13 protein-coding genes and 1 tRNA gene are annotated in these 19,376 nt (G+C 41.6%); 2 read left to right on the top strand and 12 right to left on the bottom strand.

Features of this window, described 5'->3' with window-relative positions; genetic code table 11:
- Positions 1 to 9: 9 nt before the first annotated feature.
- Positions 10 to 1,047 (bottom strand): ABC transporter permease, encoded by a 1,038-nt coding sequence (locus tag AC1DBT_RS02890; protein ID WP_480018501.1) that lies wholly within the window; start codon positions 1,045 to 1,047, stop codon positions 10 to 12.
- Positions 1,048 to 1,406: 359 nt separating this feature from the next.
- Entirely contained in the window at positions 1,407 to 3,056 is a 1,650-nt protein-coding gene (locus tag AC1DBT_RS02895) for a peptide ABC transporter substrate-binding protein (RefSeq protein ID WP_480018502.1), read from the bottom strand.
- Between the two features lie 361 nt (positions 3,057 to 3,417).
- Here AC1DBT_RS02895 and AC1DBT_RS02900 point away from each other — a divergent pair, with 361 nt between their 5' ends.
- Positions 3,418 to 4,119 carry a DNA alkylation repair protein gene (locus tag AC1DBT_RS02900; RefSeq protein ID WP_480018503.1) on the top strand — a complete coding sequence of 234 codons (702 nt, stop codon included), beginning with the start codon at positions 3,418 to 3,420 and terminating at the stop codon, positions 4,117 to 4,119.
- Positions 4,120 to 4,280: 161 nt separating this feature from the next.
- On the opposite strand, the gene secG is transcribed toward AC1DBT_RS02900, so the two are convergent.
- The 8 genes from secG to AC1DBT_RS02940 form a co-directional block, all read right to left on the bottom strand.
- Positions 4,281 to 4,529 (bottom strand): preprotein translocase subunit SecG, encoded by a 249-nt coding sequence (gene secG, locus AC1DBT_RS02905; protein ID WP_006303213.1) that lies wholly within the window; start codon positions 4,527 to 4,529, stop codon positions 4,281 to 4,283.
- A 285-nt stretch (positions 4,530 to 4,814) separates the two neighbouring features.
- Positions 4,815 to 5,579 (bottom strand): triose-phosphate isomerase, encoded by a 765-nt coding sequence (gene tpiA / locus AC1DBT_RS02910; protein WP_480018504.1) that lies wholly within the window; start codon positions 5,577 to 5,579, stop codon positions 4,815 to 4,817.
- Positions 5,572 to 6,762 carry a phosphoglycerate kinase gene (locus AC1DBT_RS02915; RefSeq protein ID WP_480018505.1) on the bottom strand — a complete coding sequence of 397 codons (1,191 nt, stop codon included), beginning with the start codon at positions 6,760 to 6,762 and terminating at the stop codon, positions 5,572 to 5,574. The genes tpiA and AC1DBT_RS02915 overlap by 8 nt, the downstream gene beginning before the upstream one ends.
- Positions 6,763 to 6,911: 149 nt before the next feature.
- Positions 6,912 to 7,937 (bottom strand): type I glyceraldehyde-3-phosphate dehydrogenase, encoded by a 1,026-nt coding sequence (gene gap, locus AC1DBT_RS02920; protein WP_061102645.1) that lies wholly within the window; start codon positions 7,935 to 7,937, stop codon positions 6,912 to 6,914.
- A gap of 471 nt (positions 7,938 to 8,408) precedes the next feature.
- Positions 8,409 to 9,602, bottom strand: a complete 1,194-nt coding sequence (gene rpsA / locus AC1DBT_RS02925; protein ID WP_480018506.1) for a 30S ribosomal protein S1 — start codon at positions 9,600 to 9,602, stop codon at positions 8,409 to 8,411.
- 362 nt (positions 9,603 to 9,964) lie between these two features.
- A complete protein-coding gene (locus tag AC1DBT_RS02930; protein WP_480018507.1) occupies positions 9,965 to 11,542 on the bottom strand; it encodes a YfcC family protein in 1,578 nt (525 codons plus the stop codon).
- A 568-nt stretch (positions 11,543 to 12,110) separates the two neighbouring features.
- Entirely contained in the window at positions 12,111 to 13,103 is a 993-nt protein-coding gene (gene argF / locus AC1DBT_RS02935) for an ornithine carbamoyltransferase (protein ID WP_480018508.1), read from the bottom strand.
- 65 nt (positions 13,104 to 13,168) lie between these two features.
- Positions 13,169 to 14,419: an arginine deiminase gene (locus tag AC1DBT_RS02940; protein WP_006303198.1), complete on the bottom strand. Its 1,251-nt coding sequence runs from the start codon at positions 14,417 to 14,419 to the stop codon at positions 13,169 to 13,171.
- A 517-nt stretch (positions 14,420 to 14,936) separates the two neighbouring features.
- Here AC1DBT_RS02940 and ftsH point away from each other — a divergent pair.
- Positions 14,937 to 16,844, top strand: a complete 1,908-nt coding sequence (gene ftsH / locus AC1DBT_RS02945) for an ATP-dependent zinc metalloprotease FtsH (protein WP_311431401.1) — start codon at positions 14,937 to 14,939, stop codon at positions 16,842 to 16,844.
- 258 nt (positions 16,845 to 17,102) lie between these two features.
- Here ftsH and AC1DBT_RS02950 read toward each other — a convergent pair.
- Together AC1DBT_RS02950 and AC1DBT_RS02955 are read right to left on the bottom strand one after the other, a co-directional pair.
- Positions 17,103 to 17,179, bottom strand: a tRNA-Pro gene (locus AC1DBT_RS02950).
- 160 nt (positions 17,180 to 17,339) lie between these two features.
- A complete protein-coding gene (locus AC1DBT_RS02955; protein ID WP_480018509.1) occupies positions 17,340 to 19,343 on the bottom strand; it encodes an ABC transporter ATP-binding protein in 2,004 nt (667 codons plus the stop codon).
- Positions 19,344 to 19,376: the final 33 nt, after the last annotated feature.

The following is a 19,376-nucleotide window of genomic DNA, read 5'->3' on the forward strand; positions in this document are numbered from 1 at the left end:
ACACTCCCCTTATTCGCTCTTAGATGAACTGAATCTAATGCGTGGATCCAGGAAGGCATATGAAATATCAACAAGAAGATTGATGACCATAACCACCACAACGATTACGGTTACCGATCCTAAAACTGTAGGCCAGTCACGCTGCGTAATAGCACGATAGGTTTCAAAGCCAACGCCAGGCCAGTTAAAAACAGTTTCGGTAAGAATAGCTCCTGCCATCATACCACCGAAATCCAGACCGATATAAGTAACAACAGGAATAAGCGCATTCTTAAGTGCATGATGCCAAATAACGTTTCGACGTGAAAGTCCTTTGGCACGAGCAGTTCTAATATAATCTTGGTTAAGAACTTCCAAAAGCTGCGAACGCATAATTCTTGCAACGTATGCAGTAGAAACAGAAGCAAGGGTAACAGCAGGAAGAATATAATACATCCAGTCGTCAAAGTTAGAGCCTGGACCACCAACACCAGAGATTGGCAAATAGAAGAATCCATCGGTAACATCTTTAAGCACAATACCAAAGAAGAGCTGAAGGAGCATACCAAGCCAGAACGCTGGCATAGCAACCAGTACCGAAGTTGCAAGCGTTACAAACATATCCCAAAACGAATATCGCTTAATTGCCGAAATCATACCAGCGCCAATTCCCACAATTGCTTCAAGACAAATAGCAACAATGGAAAGGCTAATAGTATAAGGATACTTAGCAAGAAGAATTTGTGTAACAGGTTGACCGCTACGCTGGAATGAAACGCCCAAATCTCCATGAAGCAGACCGCTTACAAACAAGCCATAGCGTTTCCATAAAGGAGTATCTATGGTATGGCCTTGCTCATCGAATATGGGAGCTCCGTTATCATCTGTCTCGATGAAATGGAAGGTAGCTCTTAAATTAAGCTCTGTTACCGCGTCGAGTTTTTTCTCTCCCGCCATAAGCTTAACAGGATCTCCAGGAACCACGTTTTCCATAACAAACAGGATAAGTGTTACACCTAAAAATACAGGTATAAACTGAAGAAGACGCTTCATTATGTACTTGATCATAAGTACGAATCCCCTTGTTTAGTTTGACAACAAACATATAATTAGCTGCAAGCGCTCTATGAAAACCCTCTACCGCTCATATATACGCCCAAATGCATATAAAGCTAATTACATAGACTTTAAAAGTATAGCCTATTAGAAAAGATACATTGAATTTTTAACACAATGTTAAAAGAGAAAACACAAGATACTCGTTTTTTGCACAATTCACCTCAAAATGCAATGCCAACGCAAGGTACCCAGCTTACATCTATGGATCAATAAATTCTTGATATAGCAAGCGGGAGCAGACCATTTTGATGCCAGCTCCCGCACTACATACCTGCTGAGGTACTACACACGTATGACGTTGTAAGGACTTAAGCCTTTACTTCTGCATCGACAAAGTTACCAATGCTTTGAGGATTGTAGAAGAATTGCTGAACCTTTGAAGAACCTACGTGATTGTGTGAGTAGTACAAAATAGGAATCAAAGGACAATCTTCTGCAATCTGAGCATTGATCTCGCGGTATTTAGCCTTACGAGCCTCTTCGTCTTTCTCAAGACGAGCTGCATTAATAGCTTTATCAACATCAGGGTTATTATATTTACCCATGTTGTTTTCTGCAGTTGAGAAGAAGCAAGGATAAATAAAGTTATCAAGCGTTGGATAGTCGGCAACCCAACCCATACGACCAATTTGGTAATCGCCTTTTTGGCAAGCGCTTAAGTAAGCAGCCCACTCAAGAGTCTTTTGCTTAACTTCCAAGCCAATAGCCTTAAGGTCACCTTGAACAGCAGACATAAGATCTTCGTGTCCACCACCAGAGTTATAAGTAAGGGTAACTTCGGTGCCTTTAAGTCCGTTATCGTCAATAATCTTCTTAGCTGCATCTTTGTCGTACTTGCAGTATTTCCAAGCGCTAAATGGATCGTTATCCAAAGCAACAGGAATAAAGCTTGTTGCAGGAGTACGAAGACCCTCAAACAACGTGTCAACAATGTTACGACGGTTAATTGCCATACAAATTGCACGACGAAGGTTAACGTTCTTCATAACAGGATCGTTAAGGTTAAGCAAGAGATAGTAAACACCCAGCGTTGGACCAGTAAGAACTTGTTTATCAGGAGTTACAGTGTCACCATCTGCAGATTGACCATATTTGTCGATATTCTCTTTAAGACGTCCAGTAGGAACAGCACAAAAGTCCATGTTGCCTGCTTCAAACTCACGATAAGCAGTGTTGGGGTCTTTTTGAATTGAGAATACGATGGAGTCAAGATTAGCCTTCTTGGAACCATAGTAGTTGTCATAACGCTTAAGAACGATCTTTTGACCGCTTTCCCATTTACCATCCATCTGGTAAGGACCATTACCAATAGGAGCAAGCAAGAAGTCATCAGGTGAGTCAACAGCTGCCTGAGGAACAGGTACCAAAGCAATACATGCTGCTACATAGGGGAAGTCGTACATAGGAGCAGTAAGCTTAACCTCAAAGGTATTCTCATCTGGGCAAGAAAGACCAGAAATAGAATCAGCTTTTCCGCTGTGGAACTCTTCATAACCAGCAATTGGTGAAAGGTGGAATGAGATTTGAGAAGGAGTTTTCATCTTAGGAGATGCAATACGCTCCCAACCACGTTTAAATGATTGTGAATCAACTTTATCACCGTTGTGGAATGTTGCACCTTGAACAAGATGGAAGGTATAGGTTAAACCATCATCAGATATATCCCAAGACTCTGCAGCTAAAGGAACAACCTTGTGAGTTTTCCAGTCAAATGTAGTTAAAGAATCGAACAAGTTGTGCTCAACTTGGCTACCTTCTGATTCTTGAGTGTTATACGGGTCAATTGCAACAGGCTCGTTAATGTAGAATTTAAGAGTACCACCCTTACTTCCTCCACTTTTATCACCTGAAGCAGATCCACCTTTTTTTCCGCATCCTGCAAGCGCAGTTAATGCAGCTGCAGCGATACTGCCGCCAATGAAGCTACGACGCCCCATCATAAGCTTCTCATTCGCCATGATGCCTCCAATACTCATAGTCCAAACGTTATACGCACGTTTGAATACACGAACGGGATAACGAACTTTCCTTGCGTATTATTTTGCCCCGTTATGCATACGGATGCAAACTCTTTCTATAAATGTTAACAATTATGAAATACTTGAGGCTAATTTTTTCAATATTCATTGCGTATTATTGCTTGCATAAGGTTATAAAGCTGAATAATTTTTCGCTCACAAATTGTGTATTAAGGTATCTTTTACACAAATACCAGCACATTTATGTATCATGAAAGTTAAAACAATCTATGTTGATCATGTACATAAACAAAAATTTATACTACTATCGATTTGAGCGGATATAACTATGGAGAAATACATGCAAAAAGATAGCTCAACAACAGGTGTTCATGCAAAAGTTTTACATGATATACAACTCTATCGATCCCCACGGCTTGCAGATTTTAATGCAAAGCTTGTACCCAATATAGATCCGCACACTGTTTTGGGAATACGAACACCTCTTTTACGCACGTACGCAAACAATGCAGACGAAAAACTTTGCCACGAATTTTTACAGGCATTGCCACATCCGTATCTCGAAATGAATATGATACATATGATTATGCTTAATAATGAGATTCATTTTGAAACGTGGACAGACGCAATGGACGCATTTATCCCCTTTTGCAATAATTGGATGGTAACGGATTGCACTGCACCCAAGATGCTTAAGAAAAACTCTATGCATTATGCAAGACAAGCAATAGAGTGGCTGCAAAAAGATGATCGATGGGGTAAGCGCATTGCTCTTGTTTTGCTTATAAAACTTGTTGGTTGCTCTAAGCTGGCGCAAAAAGAAAAGTCGGCTAGCTTAGATATCATTGCAAACTTATCTCACGATATACCCTACTATGTGCAAATGGGCGCAGCGTGGTATATACAAACGCTTTATAAGAAAGACCCTAATTCTATAACCAACTATCTAAAAAATAATACACATCTTGACACGCGTATTAAAAAGCGAAGCATACAAAAAATCCGAGAAGGAAAACAGATTATCACAGGCAACAATGCGTAATAGTGTTTCAGAAAAAATTAGAGTAAGAGTTTGAGATACTAAAAGTGTACAAGTAGCCCCTTATAAGGGAACTGGCAGGTGTGACATAAACAAAAACGCACGATTGCTCGTGCGTATTCATCAATTTGTAATTAGATACTTAACTAAGCCCAAATGTAAGCTTAAATGACACCCAAAGGAAATGTTAAAGCCATTACACAAATGCACAAACCAAAAATAAGTGCCATGATAATGGTGAGACGATCAAGATTTTTCTCCCAAACGCCCGAACCAGCAGTTGAATTATACATCGAAGAAGCAATCATGTCGGAAACGCCTGTTCCTTTTCCTGAATGCATCAGAATAAGAATAACAGTAAAGAAACCAGAAAGTGCAAGCACAACCAGAAGAGCAAAATTAAGTGGACTCACGAATACTCCTTTTCATCGCATACAGCAGACGCACATCATGCGTATGTGTTACGCGAACACACAACAAAACACATGTATGATAACACAAACTTGAGGTATAAGCTAAAGCTAGACAAAATTGGTAGAAAAGATGGAGCACCAAAGGTAAAAAAACCAATCGGTTAATTTAAAAAGATAATCCAACATGCTCAAAAAAAGAAGCAGATATCTACTGATACCTGCTTCTTAAAACGTATTAAAACAGCGCTTCTACACAAACGTGCATAAAAGCATCTTGTTTACACGCTATTTTGCAGCTTTAACCATAGCGGCAAAAGAATCGGCCTTAAGAGAAGCTCCGCCAACCAATGCACCATCAACATCGGGTTCTTCAAGGAAGCCCTTGATATTTTCAGGTTTTGCAGATCCGCCATAAAGAATGCGAATGCCAGAGCTGAGCTCTTCGCCAAAGATTTCTTTAAGGGTAGAACGAATGGCCGAGCAAACCTCTTGTGCATCGGCAGCAGTAGCAGTTTTGCCTGTGCCAATAGCCCAAATTGGCTCGTATGCAACTACATATTGTGATGGATCAGTAAGCTTTAAGCCTTTGGTGTCTGCTTTAATTTGCTCAACAACAAACTCAACATGCTTACCAGCTTCACGAACCTCAAGGCTTTCACCGCAGCAAGAAATTGGAACAATATGATGAGCAAGCAAAGCCTGTGCCTTCTTGTTTATATCCTCATCGGTTTCTCCAAAATAGCCACGACGCTCGGAGTGTCCAATAATGCAGTAGGTTGCTCCAACACTTGTAAGCATAGAAGGAGCAGTTTCTCCGGTATATGCACCTGATTCTTCCCAATATACATTTTGAGCACCAAGAGCAATTTGAGCCGAGCTTTGTTTAAGAACATCGGCAACGCTTTTAAGGTCAACAGTTGGTGGGCAAACAACAACATCAACCGAACCAGTTCCATCTTGCAATTCATCAACCAAGCCAGATGCAAGTTCTGTAGCTTCGTTGACATTTTTATTCATTTTCCAGTTGCCTGCGATCATTACATTACGCATCTAAAAGCGCCTCCACTCCTGGAAGTGCCTTGCCTTCAACAAGCTCCATAGATGCTCCACCACCAGTAGAGATCCAGCTCATCTTATCTGCAAGGCAAAACTTATTGATAGCTGCAACAGAGTCTCCACCACCAATAATTGAGGTGCAAGAAGAATCTGCAATAGCTTTTGCAACAACTTCGGTACCGTGTGCAAATTGATCCATTTCGAATACGCCCATAGGACCATTCCAAAATACGGTGGCAGCACCAGAAACAGCATCTGCATAGAGTTTCTCGGTCTTAGGACCAATATCCATGCCCATACGGTCACTAGGAATAGCATTAGAAGCAACAGCTTCTCCTACAGCGTCTTCGCCAAAGTGATCGGTAACAATGTTGTCAACAGGAAGCAAAATCTTAACGCCTTTTTCTTGTGCTTTCTTGAGCATTTCACCTGCACGCTCAACCCAATCGGGCTCTTGAAGCGACGTACCAACTTGGTAACCTTGAGCAAGGAAGAATGTATAAGCCATGCCACCGCCGATAATAAGCGTGTCACATGAATCAATTAAGTGGTCAAGAACGCCAATTTTGCTTGAAACTTTAGAACCACCAACAATAGCAACAAACGGACGCTTAGGCTCAGAGAAAATAGAAGTAAGCGTATCAACTTCTTTTTCGAGCAAAAAGCCTGCAACAGCAGGGATATATGCAGCAGGTCCTACGACAGAGCCTTGTGCACGATGGGCGGTACCAAAGGCGTCGAGTACAAAAATGTCACCATATGATGCAAGCTTCTTTGCAACTTCAGGGTCATTTTTCTTTTCAGCCTTTAAGAAGCGAACGTTCTCAAGCAATAAAATGTCGCCTGGTTTTACCGCTTCAACAGCAGCTTTGGCCTCTTCGCCATAGGTATCAGCTACAAAAGATACTTTATAGCCGCTCAATTCCTCAAGTTTTTTAGCAACAGGAGCCAAAGAAAGAGCTTCTTCGTAACCAGTGCCCGCAGGACGACCTAAGTGGCTCATAAGTACAATACCTGCACCATGTTCTTTAAGGTACTTAATGGTAGGAATAGCTTTTTGAATACGGGTAATATCGCCTACGACACCGTCTTTTACCGGTACGTTAAAGTCAACACGCATAAGAACGCGTTTGCCATTAACGTCTATGTCGCGAACGGTCTTTTTTGTAAAGGCCATAGTAAGACTCCTTTTAACTTTTAGACGCACCGTTGAAGTACGAATATGCGTCTGATGTGCACGGAATACACAATTTCAATAAAAAGGCACGGTCGCGGCTATGTTTAGCTGCTACCGCGCCTTGTGGCTTCGCAAACTAGTAAAGCTGACTAAGCAACAAATTTCTCGAAGTACTTAATAGTACGTACCATTTGTGAAGTGTAAGAGTTCTCGTTGTCGTACCAAGAAACAACCTCTACCTGATAAAGACCATTGCCAAGATCTTGAACCATGGTTTGAGTTGCATCAAACAAAGAACCATAAGTCATACCGATAATGTCGGAAGAAACGATAGGATCTTCATTGTAACCAAAGGTCTCAGGATCGCTTGCAGCCTTCATAGCAGCGTTGATAGAGTCAACGGTGATCTCTTTGTCGCTCTTAACTACTGCAAAGAGAAGTGTAGTTGAACCAGTTGGTACAGGAACACGCTGAGCAGAACCGATAAGTTTACCGTTAAGCTCAGGAATTACCAAACCAATTGCCTTAGCAGCACCAGTTGAGTTAGGAACAATGTTGATAGCTGCTGCACGAGCACGACGGAGATCGCCTTTACGGTGAGGACCATCCAAAACCATTTGGTCGCCAGTAAATGCGTGAATGGTGCTCATGATACCGCTTTGGATTGGAGCATAGTCATTAAGTGCTTTAGCCATAGGAGCAAGGCAGTTAGTGGTGCAGGAAGCAGCAGAAATGATGTTGTCGTCCTTGGTAAGGATTTCGTGGTTTACATTGTAAACAATGGTAGGAAGATCTTTACCTGCAGGAGCAGAAATAACAACCTTCTTAGCACCTGCATCAATGTGAGCCTGAGCCTTAGCTTTTGAAGTGTAAAAACCAGTGCACTCAAGTACAACGTCTACATTAAGCTCGCCCCAAGGAAGATTGTGAGCATCTGCTTCTTTGTAAATCTTAATAGTCTTACCATCGACAGTAATAGAGTCTTCACCAGCAACAACAGAGTGATTGCGTGCGTAGTTGCCTTGTGAAGAGTCATACTTGAGGAGGTTAGCGAGCATCTTTGGATCGGTTAAATCGTTAATTGCAACGATTTCTGAACCTTCGTGACCGAACATTTGACGGAAGGCCAAACGACCAATACGACCAAAGCCGTTGATAGCAACCTTAACTGCCATGCTTTCTCCTTTCGCAAGGTTTGCAGGAAGCCTATCTTCCTTCACGAACCTTTTGCATTAATACACGACTAAATAAAACATATATAGTGTAGCTAAACATGTAGCTAAAAAAGTGGCAAAGCACCTTCAAGACATAAACAATGAATTTTTAACCAAGTTGAATATGAATTGATATACAATTTTGTAAACGGTTGAAAAGTTCATGTGAACGTCTTCACAACATGTAGTTTACAACGTTTTGTCATCATTTGGAAACAAAAATCAAAAGTTTTTTATTTAGCACAAATCTTATACGTACTCACTTATATTTTCTTGCTATTTAGATATCTATCTGTGTAATAAATAGGCCGCTCAACTGCTAAATGTTGATTAATGGAGAGTTTGTACAAAAAAAGAGGCTGAGTAAAACCAGCCTCTTTTTAAACATTCAAAAGTTGCTATGGAGCAACGATGTATTAACGAGCTTAACGTCTAAGCTTCGGTGGAAGCTTGTGAGTCAGCATCTTCTGCAGGTGCTTCATCAGCAGGTGCAGCATCGTTTGCCTCTTCGCCTTCGTCTACACCAAGGGTTTCTGCAGCTGCTTTAATAGACAAAGAAATACGACGACGCTCAAGGTCAATTTCCATAACCTTAACTTGTACAACATCGCCAACTTTGCATACTTGAGCAGGAGCATCTACATGAGCCTTTGCCATCTCTGAAATGTGAACCAAGCCCTCTACCCCATTACCAAGGTCTACAAATGCACCAAAGGTAACAAGTTTAGTTACGGTACCTTCAACGATTGCGCCAATTGGGTACTTCTTAACAAGAACACGCCATGGATCCTCGGTAGTTTGCTTAAGACCCAAAGAAATGCGCTCACGGTTAAGGTCGATATCCAAAACCTGAACTTCTACTTCTTGACCAACTTTTACAACCTCTGCTGGGTGGTTAACGTGGTTCCAAGAAAGCTCTGAAATGTGGATAAGACCGTCGATACCGCCAAGGTCTACAAATGCACCAAATTCAACAATAGAAGAAACGGTACCTTTAAGTTTCATACCAGGTTTAAGCTTGGTAAGAATCTCAGAACGCTCGGCTTTGCGTGCAGCTTCCAATACAACACGACGAGAAAGAACAACGTTATTACGGTTGCGATCCATCTCGATAACACGAGCCTCAATGCGAGTTCCCATGTAAGCGCTTAGATCTTTAACACGGCGAAGGTCTACAAGAGAAGCAGGCAAGAATCCGCGAAGACCGATATCAAGGATAAGACCACCCTTAACAACCTCGATAACTTCACCTTCAACATTAACGCCAGCTTTAAACTTCTCTTCAACAGCATTCCAAGCACGCTCGTACTCGGCACGTTTCTTAGAAAGAATAAGACGACCTTCTTTGTCTTCTTTTTGAAGAACCAAAGCCTCGATGGTGTCGCCCATATGTACAAGCTCTTCTGGGCTTGCATCTTTACGAATAGACAACTCACGGGCTGGAATTACGCCTTCGGACTTAAAGCCGATGTCCAACAATACCTCATCGTGCTCAATTTTAACAACGGTACCTGTTACCAGGTCTCCCTCATCAAAATCGGTGATGGTTCCATCGATAAGGCTATTAAGCTCATCATCGGAAACATCATCTAATGAGAAAATAGACGAGTTTTGAATCTCACTCAAAGGTGGACCCCTTTCAAATACGGGGCCCCGGTACATGGTTGGTGCTTTAATCACAAGGCGTGGTAAAGCTTGTTTACAAACAAATGCAAACGTACATGCTCTCGGGGGCCAACAGATATAAGTGCAAAGCTGCTACGCACACGCATGTATGCACGAAACAACATATGCATTAAACAGAATATCTTATTAGGTATGGTGATTTCAAGATTTTTTTGTAAAAAATAGCAATTTCATTTCAATATCAAAAACTCAAGCTACCTAGTTTAGCATTTCTTAAAAATATGCCCGCCTCAAGCGAGACGGGCATATCAAACCTTGATACAAACAAGATGTTGTAAACGGTTTAAGAATCTACACAACCATTAACGTAATACCATTAACGCAACACTTAAGATAATCAAGTTGCTAATAACAATAGCTATAACAACTCGAACTACAAACTTAAGCCAAGTTCCGTACTCAATACGGGAGAGTGCCAAACCACCCATAATTGCACCATTGGTAGGAGTAAACAGATTTACAACACCAGAAGCAGATGCAAAGATCATAACCATAACCGCAGGGTTAAAGCCGAGGTTTTGAGCAAGAGGTCCCATAATTGGCATAGAAACCGTTGCCATACCAGACGTTGATGGAATAAGGAATGACAGTACAAAGTACAGGAAATATGCACCTACCGAGAAGACAACACCTGACGTACCAGAAAGCGCCTCGGATGACGAGTTAAGAATCCAGTCTGCCAAACCAGTTGAGCTCATAAGAACAGAAACAGCACGAGAAACTGCAATAATCATAGCAACGCTTATGATCTCGCCAGATCCGCGCATGAAGGAATCAACAATTTCGTGCTCGGATAAACCGCCAACAACACCAATAACAATGGCCATAAGAAGGAACCAGGTAGTTGATTCAGGGAAGTACCATTGCCCCAGTGGGACACCAGTTAGCAAGGAAGACCAACCAGCATTATCAACTACTTCTTTTTTAACACTAAAGTTTGCATTGCCTTCGATTTTAAGTTCACCAAGCTCTTTTTCTTTAAAAGTCTTAGTAAGGTCTGCAGGAGCCACTTGTGTTACTTCATCGTGAGAAGCTGCATCACATTCAAAGAAGTCAACGCCAAGCTTTGTCCAAGGAATGAAAGAGATGATCATGATAACAAAGGTAATAGCAAAAATCCACAAAGAAATTCTTTGTCTTGTGGTCAGTGCAACATCTTTATTAGTTTCCTCTTCTTCAGTTCTGTATACTTCATCGGCAGCTTTAACTTCGTCAAGACTCATTAACGTACGACTTGGATCTGCTTTAACGCTTTTTGCATACTGCATCGTAAAGAAAACGGCAATAGCATAGGAAACAACAAGTAAAACAGCACCAAGACCAATAATAACGCCTTGGTCTACTGTAATGCCTTTATCGACCAAAGCCGATGCAGCAACACCAGTACAAAATGGGTTAACAGTTGAGCCCAAGCAACCAACACCAGCACCAAGAAGCACGATCATAGCACCTGTAAGTGAATCATAGCCTGCAGCCATCATAGTTGCAGAAAGAAGAGCATAGAATCCAACCGTCTCTTCGCACATGCCATAGGTAGATCCGCCAAGAGCAAACAATGCCATAAGGATTGGAATGAGTTTAAGCTCATTACCTTTCATGTTCTTGACCAGTACGGAAATACCAGTGTTAAGAGCATCTGTTTTGTTAACGATGCCTAAAAAGCCACCAATAACCAAAACAAATAAACACACACCAAGCGCATCTCCAAATCCCTTAACAGGGCTCATGAAGAAATCACCCAACGTAACAGCTGTAATACCAGGAACAAAGGGAGCTATTGCTACCGATATCAGCGCTACAAGGATGAGGAGAATGAAGATAATGGAGAAGGATGTAAGCATCTCTCTCTTTTTCTTCGGTTGCGTAGTTGTAGAACTCATTTCGCAACTCCTTTCACCACAAACATACATTACATGTTTCGCCATCAACATGCTCAAACTCTGCACATCGGGCTCTTTGTAAGAATATTGTAGAACATATGAAGAAATTTTGATAGAGTCAATCATGTAATTCGGTTAACGTTATGCATTAAAGCGTTAACGGTATTGAATATCATTATTTAGCGCTTTATAAACCAGTCCGGAATGCTACAGATACGCACGCGCAGAAACAAGCAACATAAATTCTTGTATTACCTTGTGTTTTATTAAATATCAATACGACAGATTTTTTATTTATAAGATTCTATATAAAAGATGCCTTTTAGATTCTTACGTATAAGCCAGCATTTTTATGCAATATAGTTATTATTTTATTCATAAATTAGAAAAAATACGTATTAAGCACTGTATACATGAATAATAAACACAACGCACTATTCTACGTATATGTTTGTTTATAAAAAACCTGCATCTTAGGTGCAACCTAAGATGCAGGTGAATACTAACTATACGTGCTAACTTTCACGCAAAATCTTATAAGGAGCAAACAGCTTAAAAATTAAACCTTCTATTTAAGCGTTGCGTACATAACAGCCTTAATGGTGTGCATACGATTTTCTGCTTCGTCAAATACCTTAGACTGTTTAGACTCAAAGACCTCGTCGGCAACTTCCATCTCGGTAACGCCAAATTTCTCGGCAATATCTTTACCAATGGTGGTGTTTGTGTCGTGGAAAGAAGGCAGGCAGTGCATGAAGATTACATCGTCGTGTGCATTTGCCATAACTTCTTTGGTAACACGATAAGGCTCCAAAAGTTTAATGCGCTCTGCCCAAATGTTATCAGGCTCGCCCATAGATACCCAAATGTCGGTGTAGATAACATCGGCATTTTTGGTTCCTTCGTGAACGTCTTCGGTAAGCGCAATGGTTGAACCATGTTCAGCAGCCAGCTTTTTGCAAGTTTCTACAAGCTCAGGATGTGGCATTTGTTCGCGCGGACCGCAAGCGGTAAAGTTAAGACCAAGCTTTGCACAAGCAACCATAAGCGAATTGCCCACATTGTTACCAGCATCGCCCATAAAGGTAAAGTTAAGACCTTTTAAGCGACCAAAGTTCTCTTGAATAGTAAGCATATCGGCAATCATTTGAGTTGGGTGGAACTCAGTAGTAAGTCCATTCCAAACAGGAACGCCAGCATTTTTTGCTAAACACTCAACCTTTTCTTGCTCAAAACCACGATACTCAATACCATCATACATACGACCCAAAACGCGCGCGGTATCTTCGATAGACTCTTTTTTACCCATCTGCGAAGATCCTGGCTCAAGGTACGTAACGCCCATACCTAAGTCCATACCGCCAACCTCAAACGAGCAGCGCGTACGAGTTGAGGTTTTCTCAAATAGAAGAACAATGTTTTTGCCTTCAAGATAACGATGCGGTACACCTGCCATTTTCATGCGTTTGAATTCGGCACTTAAGTTGATGAGGTATTTAATTTCCTCGGTTGAGAAATCGAGCAATTTCAGAAAGCTTCTACCACTTAAATTAACACCCATGTGTTTTCCTTTCTAAAGGACAGTCATATAAAACCGGAAGTGTTTAACTTCCGGTTTATAATCTGTTACAAATCTTCACGAACAAACGGCATGCTCATACAACGTGGACCTCCGCGACCACGAGAAAGCTCGGCTGATGGTACAACCAAAAGCTCAAGACCAGCTTTATACAGCGCGTCATTTGTTACCGTATTGCGCTGATAGACGCAAATCTTACCAGGCGCAACGGTGAGCGTGTTGGAACCATCATTCCACTGTTCACGAGCGGCGGCAACAGGATCACCATTACCACACTGAATCAGCGTAACATGATCAAGACCCAAAGCTTTGCTTAAGATGTGCTCAAGCGTGTCGTTCATTTCTTCGATCTTAACTTCTCCAGGTACTGAACCTGCAGTCAGCTTAAATACCTGCAAAGTGCCCAAAATACCAGGATGAATGGTGAACTTATCAACATCAATTTGCGTAAAGACTGTATCAAGATGCATGAACGCACGAGATACCGGAATGTTAAACGCATAAATTGTATCGATTTCGCACTCATCGGACTTATCCCAGAACATATGCTGTGCTAAGCAGTCAATAGCAGAAGCTTGGGTACGCTGTGAAATACCAATGGCAATGGTATGCGCATTGAGGTTGAGTACGTCTCCACCTTCTGTATGATAAGCTGCATCGCGACGATACCATAAAGGAGCATCGTTATAATCGGGATGGTCGCGGAAAATATATTTACCAAAGAGTGTTTCGCGATTGCGTGTAACCGAGAACATACGATTAAGATTAACGCCTTTGCCAACAATGGCAAATGGGTCACGAGTAAAGTATGTATTAGGCATGGGGTCAATTAACAAATCGGAATCGGAACCTTGGTTCATATTTACCATGTCTACCAAAAGATTATTGGAACGATCAGGTAAATCGATCTCGTTCTTGCGGATTCCTGCGATACATTTTTCTACAAATGTTTGCGTATCTTTAATTGAATCCATAAATTCTTTAACGGCAGCACGCGTATGAGTCCCATGAAGGCCTGATTCATCAAGCCATTGATTGGTAAATTCCTCTCGCGAACCGGCTGCATCAAGAGCCTCAGCAACCAGTTTCTCAAGATACAAAACTTCTACACCCTGCTCGCGTAAAATTTCGGCAAAACGATCGTGTTCTGCTTGAGCAACATCGAGAAATGGCACATCGTCAAATAAAAGGCGTCCTAAATCATCTGGCGGAAGATTAAGAAGCTCTTCGCCTGGGCGATGAAGCAAAACCTTTTTAAGAGTACCAATCTCGCTGTGGACGTATAGCCCGTTAGCCATGATGCCTCCTGTAATCCGATTTGAGACTAAAGCCATGCTATAAAGAAAAAGACCTTAGCACTCTAACATCAATATGAGCACACAAAATGTGTACCTATTGAGAGTATATCCAATAATTAAAGTATGGACCATCTTATGCCAGAAGTCTCGGTTAACGGTATAAGTTTTTATCTAAGTGGCTCAATTATTCATTAATAATATATTTACCTGCGCATATTCAAAAATATCCTGTATAAACCATGAGGTAGTTTTTTATCTCACGATATACTTAAAAGCGAACGTAAGCAAAGTATGTTTGCTTTTTTATTCGATATTAATTGTTTTTTATTCATTTTATGGCTCATGTATGCGATACAAATATCCAATATGAAATATGTATGAACACGCATCAGACGCTCAAAATAGAGGATTTACTATGTGATACATACTAAAAAACAACAAGTAAGGATACACTAAAAGGAAGTATTAAAATACATATATATACATCAACGATCCCTTATTAAAGGAGTTAACGTTTATGGTGCAAAACAACAAGAACAAGCGTCAAAAGCTTATTCTGTATCTCATTATAGGGTTGGTAGCTGCTTTTATTGCACGCTCACTACTTATGCCAACACTAGGAGATACCCGTGTCGAGCAGGTAAGCTATAGTGAGTTTCTGCAAAAAGTTGAACGAGGCGAAGTAAAGAAAGTCCAACTTGATACAGGAACAAAGTCTATGCGTTTCACAACCAGTGATGGTGCAGGTGAAAAAGCATACGAAACAACGCAATTCCCCAACGATTCGAGCTTGGTTAAACGTATGGAAGCCCAAGGTGTTGATTTTTCGGCCAAAATACCTGACACCAGCAAGGACATGTGGATTTGGTTACTCATCAATTTGTCACCGTTTATCATTATTTTTGGTGGCGGCTGGCTTATCAATCGTCGTATTAAAAAGCAGATGGGCGAAGATAATCCTTCTATGAACTTTGGAGGAGGTTTTGGCGGTTTTGGACCTTTTGGTGGCGGATTTGGAAAATCAAATGCCAAAGAAGTAAAAGGCCAAGAAACTGGCGTTACCTTTAAAGATGTTGCCGGTCAAGATGAGGCAAAAGATTCGCTGCGTGAAATTGTAAGCTTTTTGGATAATCCTAAAAAATATGCAGCTATTGGCGCACGTTGCCCTAAAGGCGCTTTGCTTGTAGGACCTCCAGGTACAGGAAAGACGCTTCTAGCGCGCGCTGTTGCAGGTGAAGCTAAAGTGCCGTTTTTCCAAATATCGGGTTCTGAGTTTGTTGAAATGTTTGTAGGTAGAGGTGCGGCAAAAGTTCGCGACCTCTTTAAACAGGCAAAAGAGAAAGCTCCTTGTATTATCTTTATCGATGAGCTTGATACCGTTGGCAAAAAGCGTGGCGTGAGCGTTAACAGCAATGATGAGCGCGAGCAAACGCTTAACCAACTCCTTGCCGAGATGGATGGTTTTGATAACCATAAAGGCATTGTCGTACTTGCAGCAACCAATCGTCCCGAAACACTTGATTTGGCTTTGTTGCGTCCTGGTCGTTTTGACCGCCGAATTCCTGTAGAACTCCCCGATTTAACAGGACGCGAAGCAATACTTAAGCTTCATGCAAGCGACGTTAAGATGGAGCAAGGAATCGACTTTGCTCAGGTTGCTCGACAAACGCCAGGTACCTCGGGTGCAGATCTCGCTAACATGATAAATGAGGCGGCTTTGCGCGCTGTTCGTATGGGTCGCAGTCGTGTAAGCCAAAGTGATATTGAAGAATCAGTAGACGTAGTTGTTGCAGGCGAAAAGAAAAAAACAGCCGTGCTTTCCGAACACGAACGCAAAGTTGTTTCTTATCACGAAACAGGACACGCCATTGTTGCGGCAGTTCAAAATGGACGCTCCCCTGTTTCAAAAATTACGATTATTCCTCGTACCTCAGGTGCGCTTGGTTTTACTATGCAAGCCGAAGAAGATCAGCGCTACCTAACAACCAAAGAGGAATACAAACAGCGTTTGGCGGTATTATGCGGTGGTCGTGCTGCTGAAGAGCTTATATTTGGTCATATGTCATCAGGTGCGGCAGACGACATTGAAAAAGCTACTAAAATTGCGCGCGCGATGGTAACTCAGCTGGGTATGTCATCGCAATTTGGCATGGTTGCCCTTGGTCAAACTCGTAATAAGTACTTAGGTGGAGGATCTGAGCTCACCTGCTCTGAAGGAACAGCACAACAAATTGATAAAGAAATTCAAGATCTTATCCGTGAAGCTCATGAAACGGCGCTAAAAACTCTTGAAGCATATAAATTTAAGTTGCATGAAATTGCAAGATATTTACAACTTAAAGAAACAATTACGGGTGACGAGTTTATGCAGATGCTTAATCGAAAAGATGGTTTTGCTCCAAGCACAAACACAGATACCCAGTAGTTTTTTGTGGTAAGAAGCGTCTTGTACTTAAGAATCTATTTGAATCCCCCACGTGCTTTGAACACGTGGGGGATTTATTATGCATAAGATTTGTAAAACACGAGACGCGGTATGCATGTTAGAAATATGCTATATGCCTAAAATTTGCGGTGATCTAAAACTATTGCAGGTCAAACAGGTTAAACGCATACTTGGCACTGAAGCATCCATAAAGGTTAATAAAAAAACGACCGAAAACTTCGGCCGTTAGAAATCACGTGGTCGGGTGGACTGGATTCGAACCAGCGACCCCTTGACCCCCAGTCAAGTGCGCTACCAAACTGCGCCACCACCCGAAATATACAAAACTACGTTTTGCGCCTACTTATAGTAACACGTTTATGAATTATTCATCTTGAACTTTACAGCTTCCACAATTTTTCACAAGTACACAACAAAGCACCCACGCTAAAAATTATGCTCATCTTCCAAGAGAGTTATTTATCGCCCGATAAACTATGCATTATCAAACTGTGAGGCAAACAGTTGCGCATACTCACCATGTTTTGCAAGTAACTCGGTATGCGTTCCCTGCTCGACCATAGACCCTTTGTCCATAACAATTATATGGTCAGCATCCTTAATTGTGGAAAGCCGATGCGCTACCACAATACAAGAGCGCCTCTCCATCAGCTTTTGTAAAGCCTGCGTTACTTGAGCTTCACTACGCGTATCAAGCGAGCTTGTAGGCTCATCCAAAAGCAAGATCTCGGGATTAAACACCAGCGCGCGAGCAATACAAATGAGCTGAATTTGTCCTTTTGAAAGTCGCGTATCGTTTTGAGAAAGATGCGTGTCATAACCTTGTGGCAACTGTGAGATAAAATCATGCGCTCCCACTTTAATTGCTACCGAACGAATATATTCAGGCGTGGCATTTGAGCTTCCATAGGCAATATTTTCGTATACGCTTGCATTTATAAGGCTTACATCTTGCAAAACCATGCCAAAATGTTTGCGAACCTCTTGTGCACTCAGTTGACGATACGGCACTTCCCTAAAATAGATCTCACCCGATCCAAGCGGATACAGGCGCATAAGCAGATGAAGCAAAGTTGATTTACCACAGCCCGTATGACCTACTAAAGCCAATGTTTGATGGGGATATACCTCAAACGAAAGATCGTGGATAACATTATGTGTTCCATCGTAAGAAAAAGAAATGTTTGAGACTTTTAGAAGTGGTGTGCAAGGTGCACTTACATATGTAGGCGTATGGCATATGCGCTGTGTACGGCGTACATCGTAAGAATCGCAAGGGTCACATGCATTGGACATATCACCTGTAGTACGAACAGACGCAGTGTTTGTAACTTCGCACGGTGCAGAGCTACCATCAAAGACTTCATCTGAATTGTTCTCATAAGTTTTTGCAAACATAAGAAGCTGAACAATTCTAATCATTGATGTATAGGCCGTTTGAATTTGTGTAGATAATCCTGATAGTTCGTTAATTGGCTTAGTAAGCTGTTGCGTATACACCAATAAACTCACCAACGCACCAACGCTTAAGTGCCCAAACTGTTGTGTTACCACGCAAAATGCACCCAATGTTACCACAAATGCATATAAAAGATTTTGAATTAGGCGCGTGGTAGGATTTGCTAACGAACTCAAAAACTGAGCGCGCTTTGCTTGTACTTCAACCTTGTGATTAAGCGCACAAAACTGTTGAGAGCGCACTCGAAAAGCGCATGTGGTTCGTAACAATTTTTGCATACGTGCGCTTTCGTGAATGAATTGCATCATGTTTTCTTGCGCGCGCAGTTGTGCCTCAAAATAGGACTGTCCACGAGAGGCAATATAGGAATTGATAAACATAAAACACGGCAGCAAAACAATAATGATAAGAGCCATCTGCCAACACAGAAGGCACATGCACACAAACGAACCCACAATAATGATAAGCCCTCGTACGCTTTGATTGAGTGCAAGAATAAGACCATCGGATATTTGGTCACAATCCATGATAAGACGATTGTGAATATCGCTCACCACATCTTTAGTAATATAGGTAAGCGGTATATGTTGAATGAGCGCAAAACATCTACTTCTGAGAGCACGAATACTTTGCACGCAGGCATGTGTAAAACGCACAACGCCTGTCCATTCAAACAGAGCGCTTGCCATAATTGAGACAAGCAGAAGGAGCAAATACGTTGATAGAGACGGCATGCCCGGCGTAAAAAGTGCATCAACCGATAAACCAATACAAAGCGGAATGCTAAAAGAACAACATGAAGCCAGCATACACAATACGATGCTTTGTATAAATGAAGCTGTCATAGGCTTAAAAAACGGCAAAAGAAAATGCACAAGTTCTGAGCGCGTGGGCGCAACAGCATGAAAAACAAGCGCATCCGTCTTAGAATGTGCAGCACTCGAGCCAGATGCCTGCGAATTTTGTGTATTAGAAACTATAGTTTGTGCCGAACCAGCTGCAACATAAGGATTTTTCATCGCATCCAATTCCTTTTTTAATGTTTGCTCATT

Source organism: Fannyhessea sp. C0108B2 (assembly GCF_056583915.1).

What these genes read in the sequence shown, in the direction of transcription:
- ftsH (WP_311431401.1), top strand. Translation starts at nt 14,937, where the DNA reads ATGGTGCAAAACAACAAGAACAAGCGTCAAAAGCTTATTCTGTATCTC.
- AC1DBT_RS02890 (WP_480018501.1), bottom strand. Translation starts at nt 1,047, where the DNA reads ATGATCAAGTACATAATGAAGCGTCTTCTTCAGTTTATACCTGTATTT.
- argF (WP_480018508.1), bottom strand. Translation starts at nt 13,103, where the DNA reads ATGGGTGTTAATTTAAGTGGTAGAAGCTTTCTGAAATTGCTCGATTTC.
- AC1DBT_RS02940 (WP_006303198.1), bottom strand. Translation starts at nt 14,419, where the DNA reads ATGGCTAACGGGCTATACGTCCACAGCGAGATTGGTACTCTTAAAAAG.
- AC1DBT_RS02915 (WP_480018505.1), bottom strand. Translation starts at nt 6,762, where the DNA reads ATGGCCTTTACAAAAAAGACCGTTCGCGACATAGACGTTAATGGCAAA.
- gap (WP_061102645.1), bottom strand. Translation starts at nt 7,937, where the DNA reads ATGGCAGTTAAGGTTGCTATCAACGGCTTTGGTCGTATTGGTCGTTTG.
- AC1DBT_RS02955 (WP_480018509.1), bottom strand. Translation starts at nt 19,343, where the DNA reads ATGAAAAATCCTTATGTTGCAGCTGGTTCGGCACAAACTATAGTTTCT.
- AC1DBT_RS02930 (WP_480018507.1), bottom strand. Translation starts at nt 11,542, where the DNA reads ATGAGTTCTACAACTACGCAACCGAAGAAAAAGAGAGAGATGCTTACA.
- AC1DBT_RS02900 (WP_480018503.1), top strand. Translation starts at nt 3,418, where the DNA reads ATGCAAAAAGATAGCTCAACAACAGGTGTTCATGCAAAAGTTTTACAT.
- AC1DBT_RS02895 (WP_480018502.1), bottom strand. Translation starts at nt 3,056, where the DNA reads ATGGCGAATGAGAAGCTTATGATGGGGCGTCGTAGCTTCATTGGCGGC.
- tpiA (WP_480018504.1), bottom strand. Translation starts at nt 5,579, where the DNA reads ATGCGTAATGTAATGATCGCAGGCAACTGGAAAATGAATAAAAATGTC.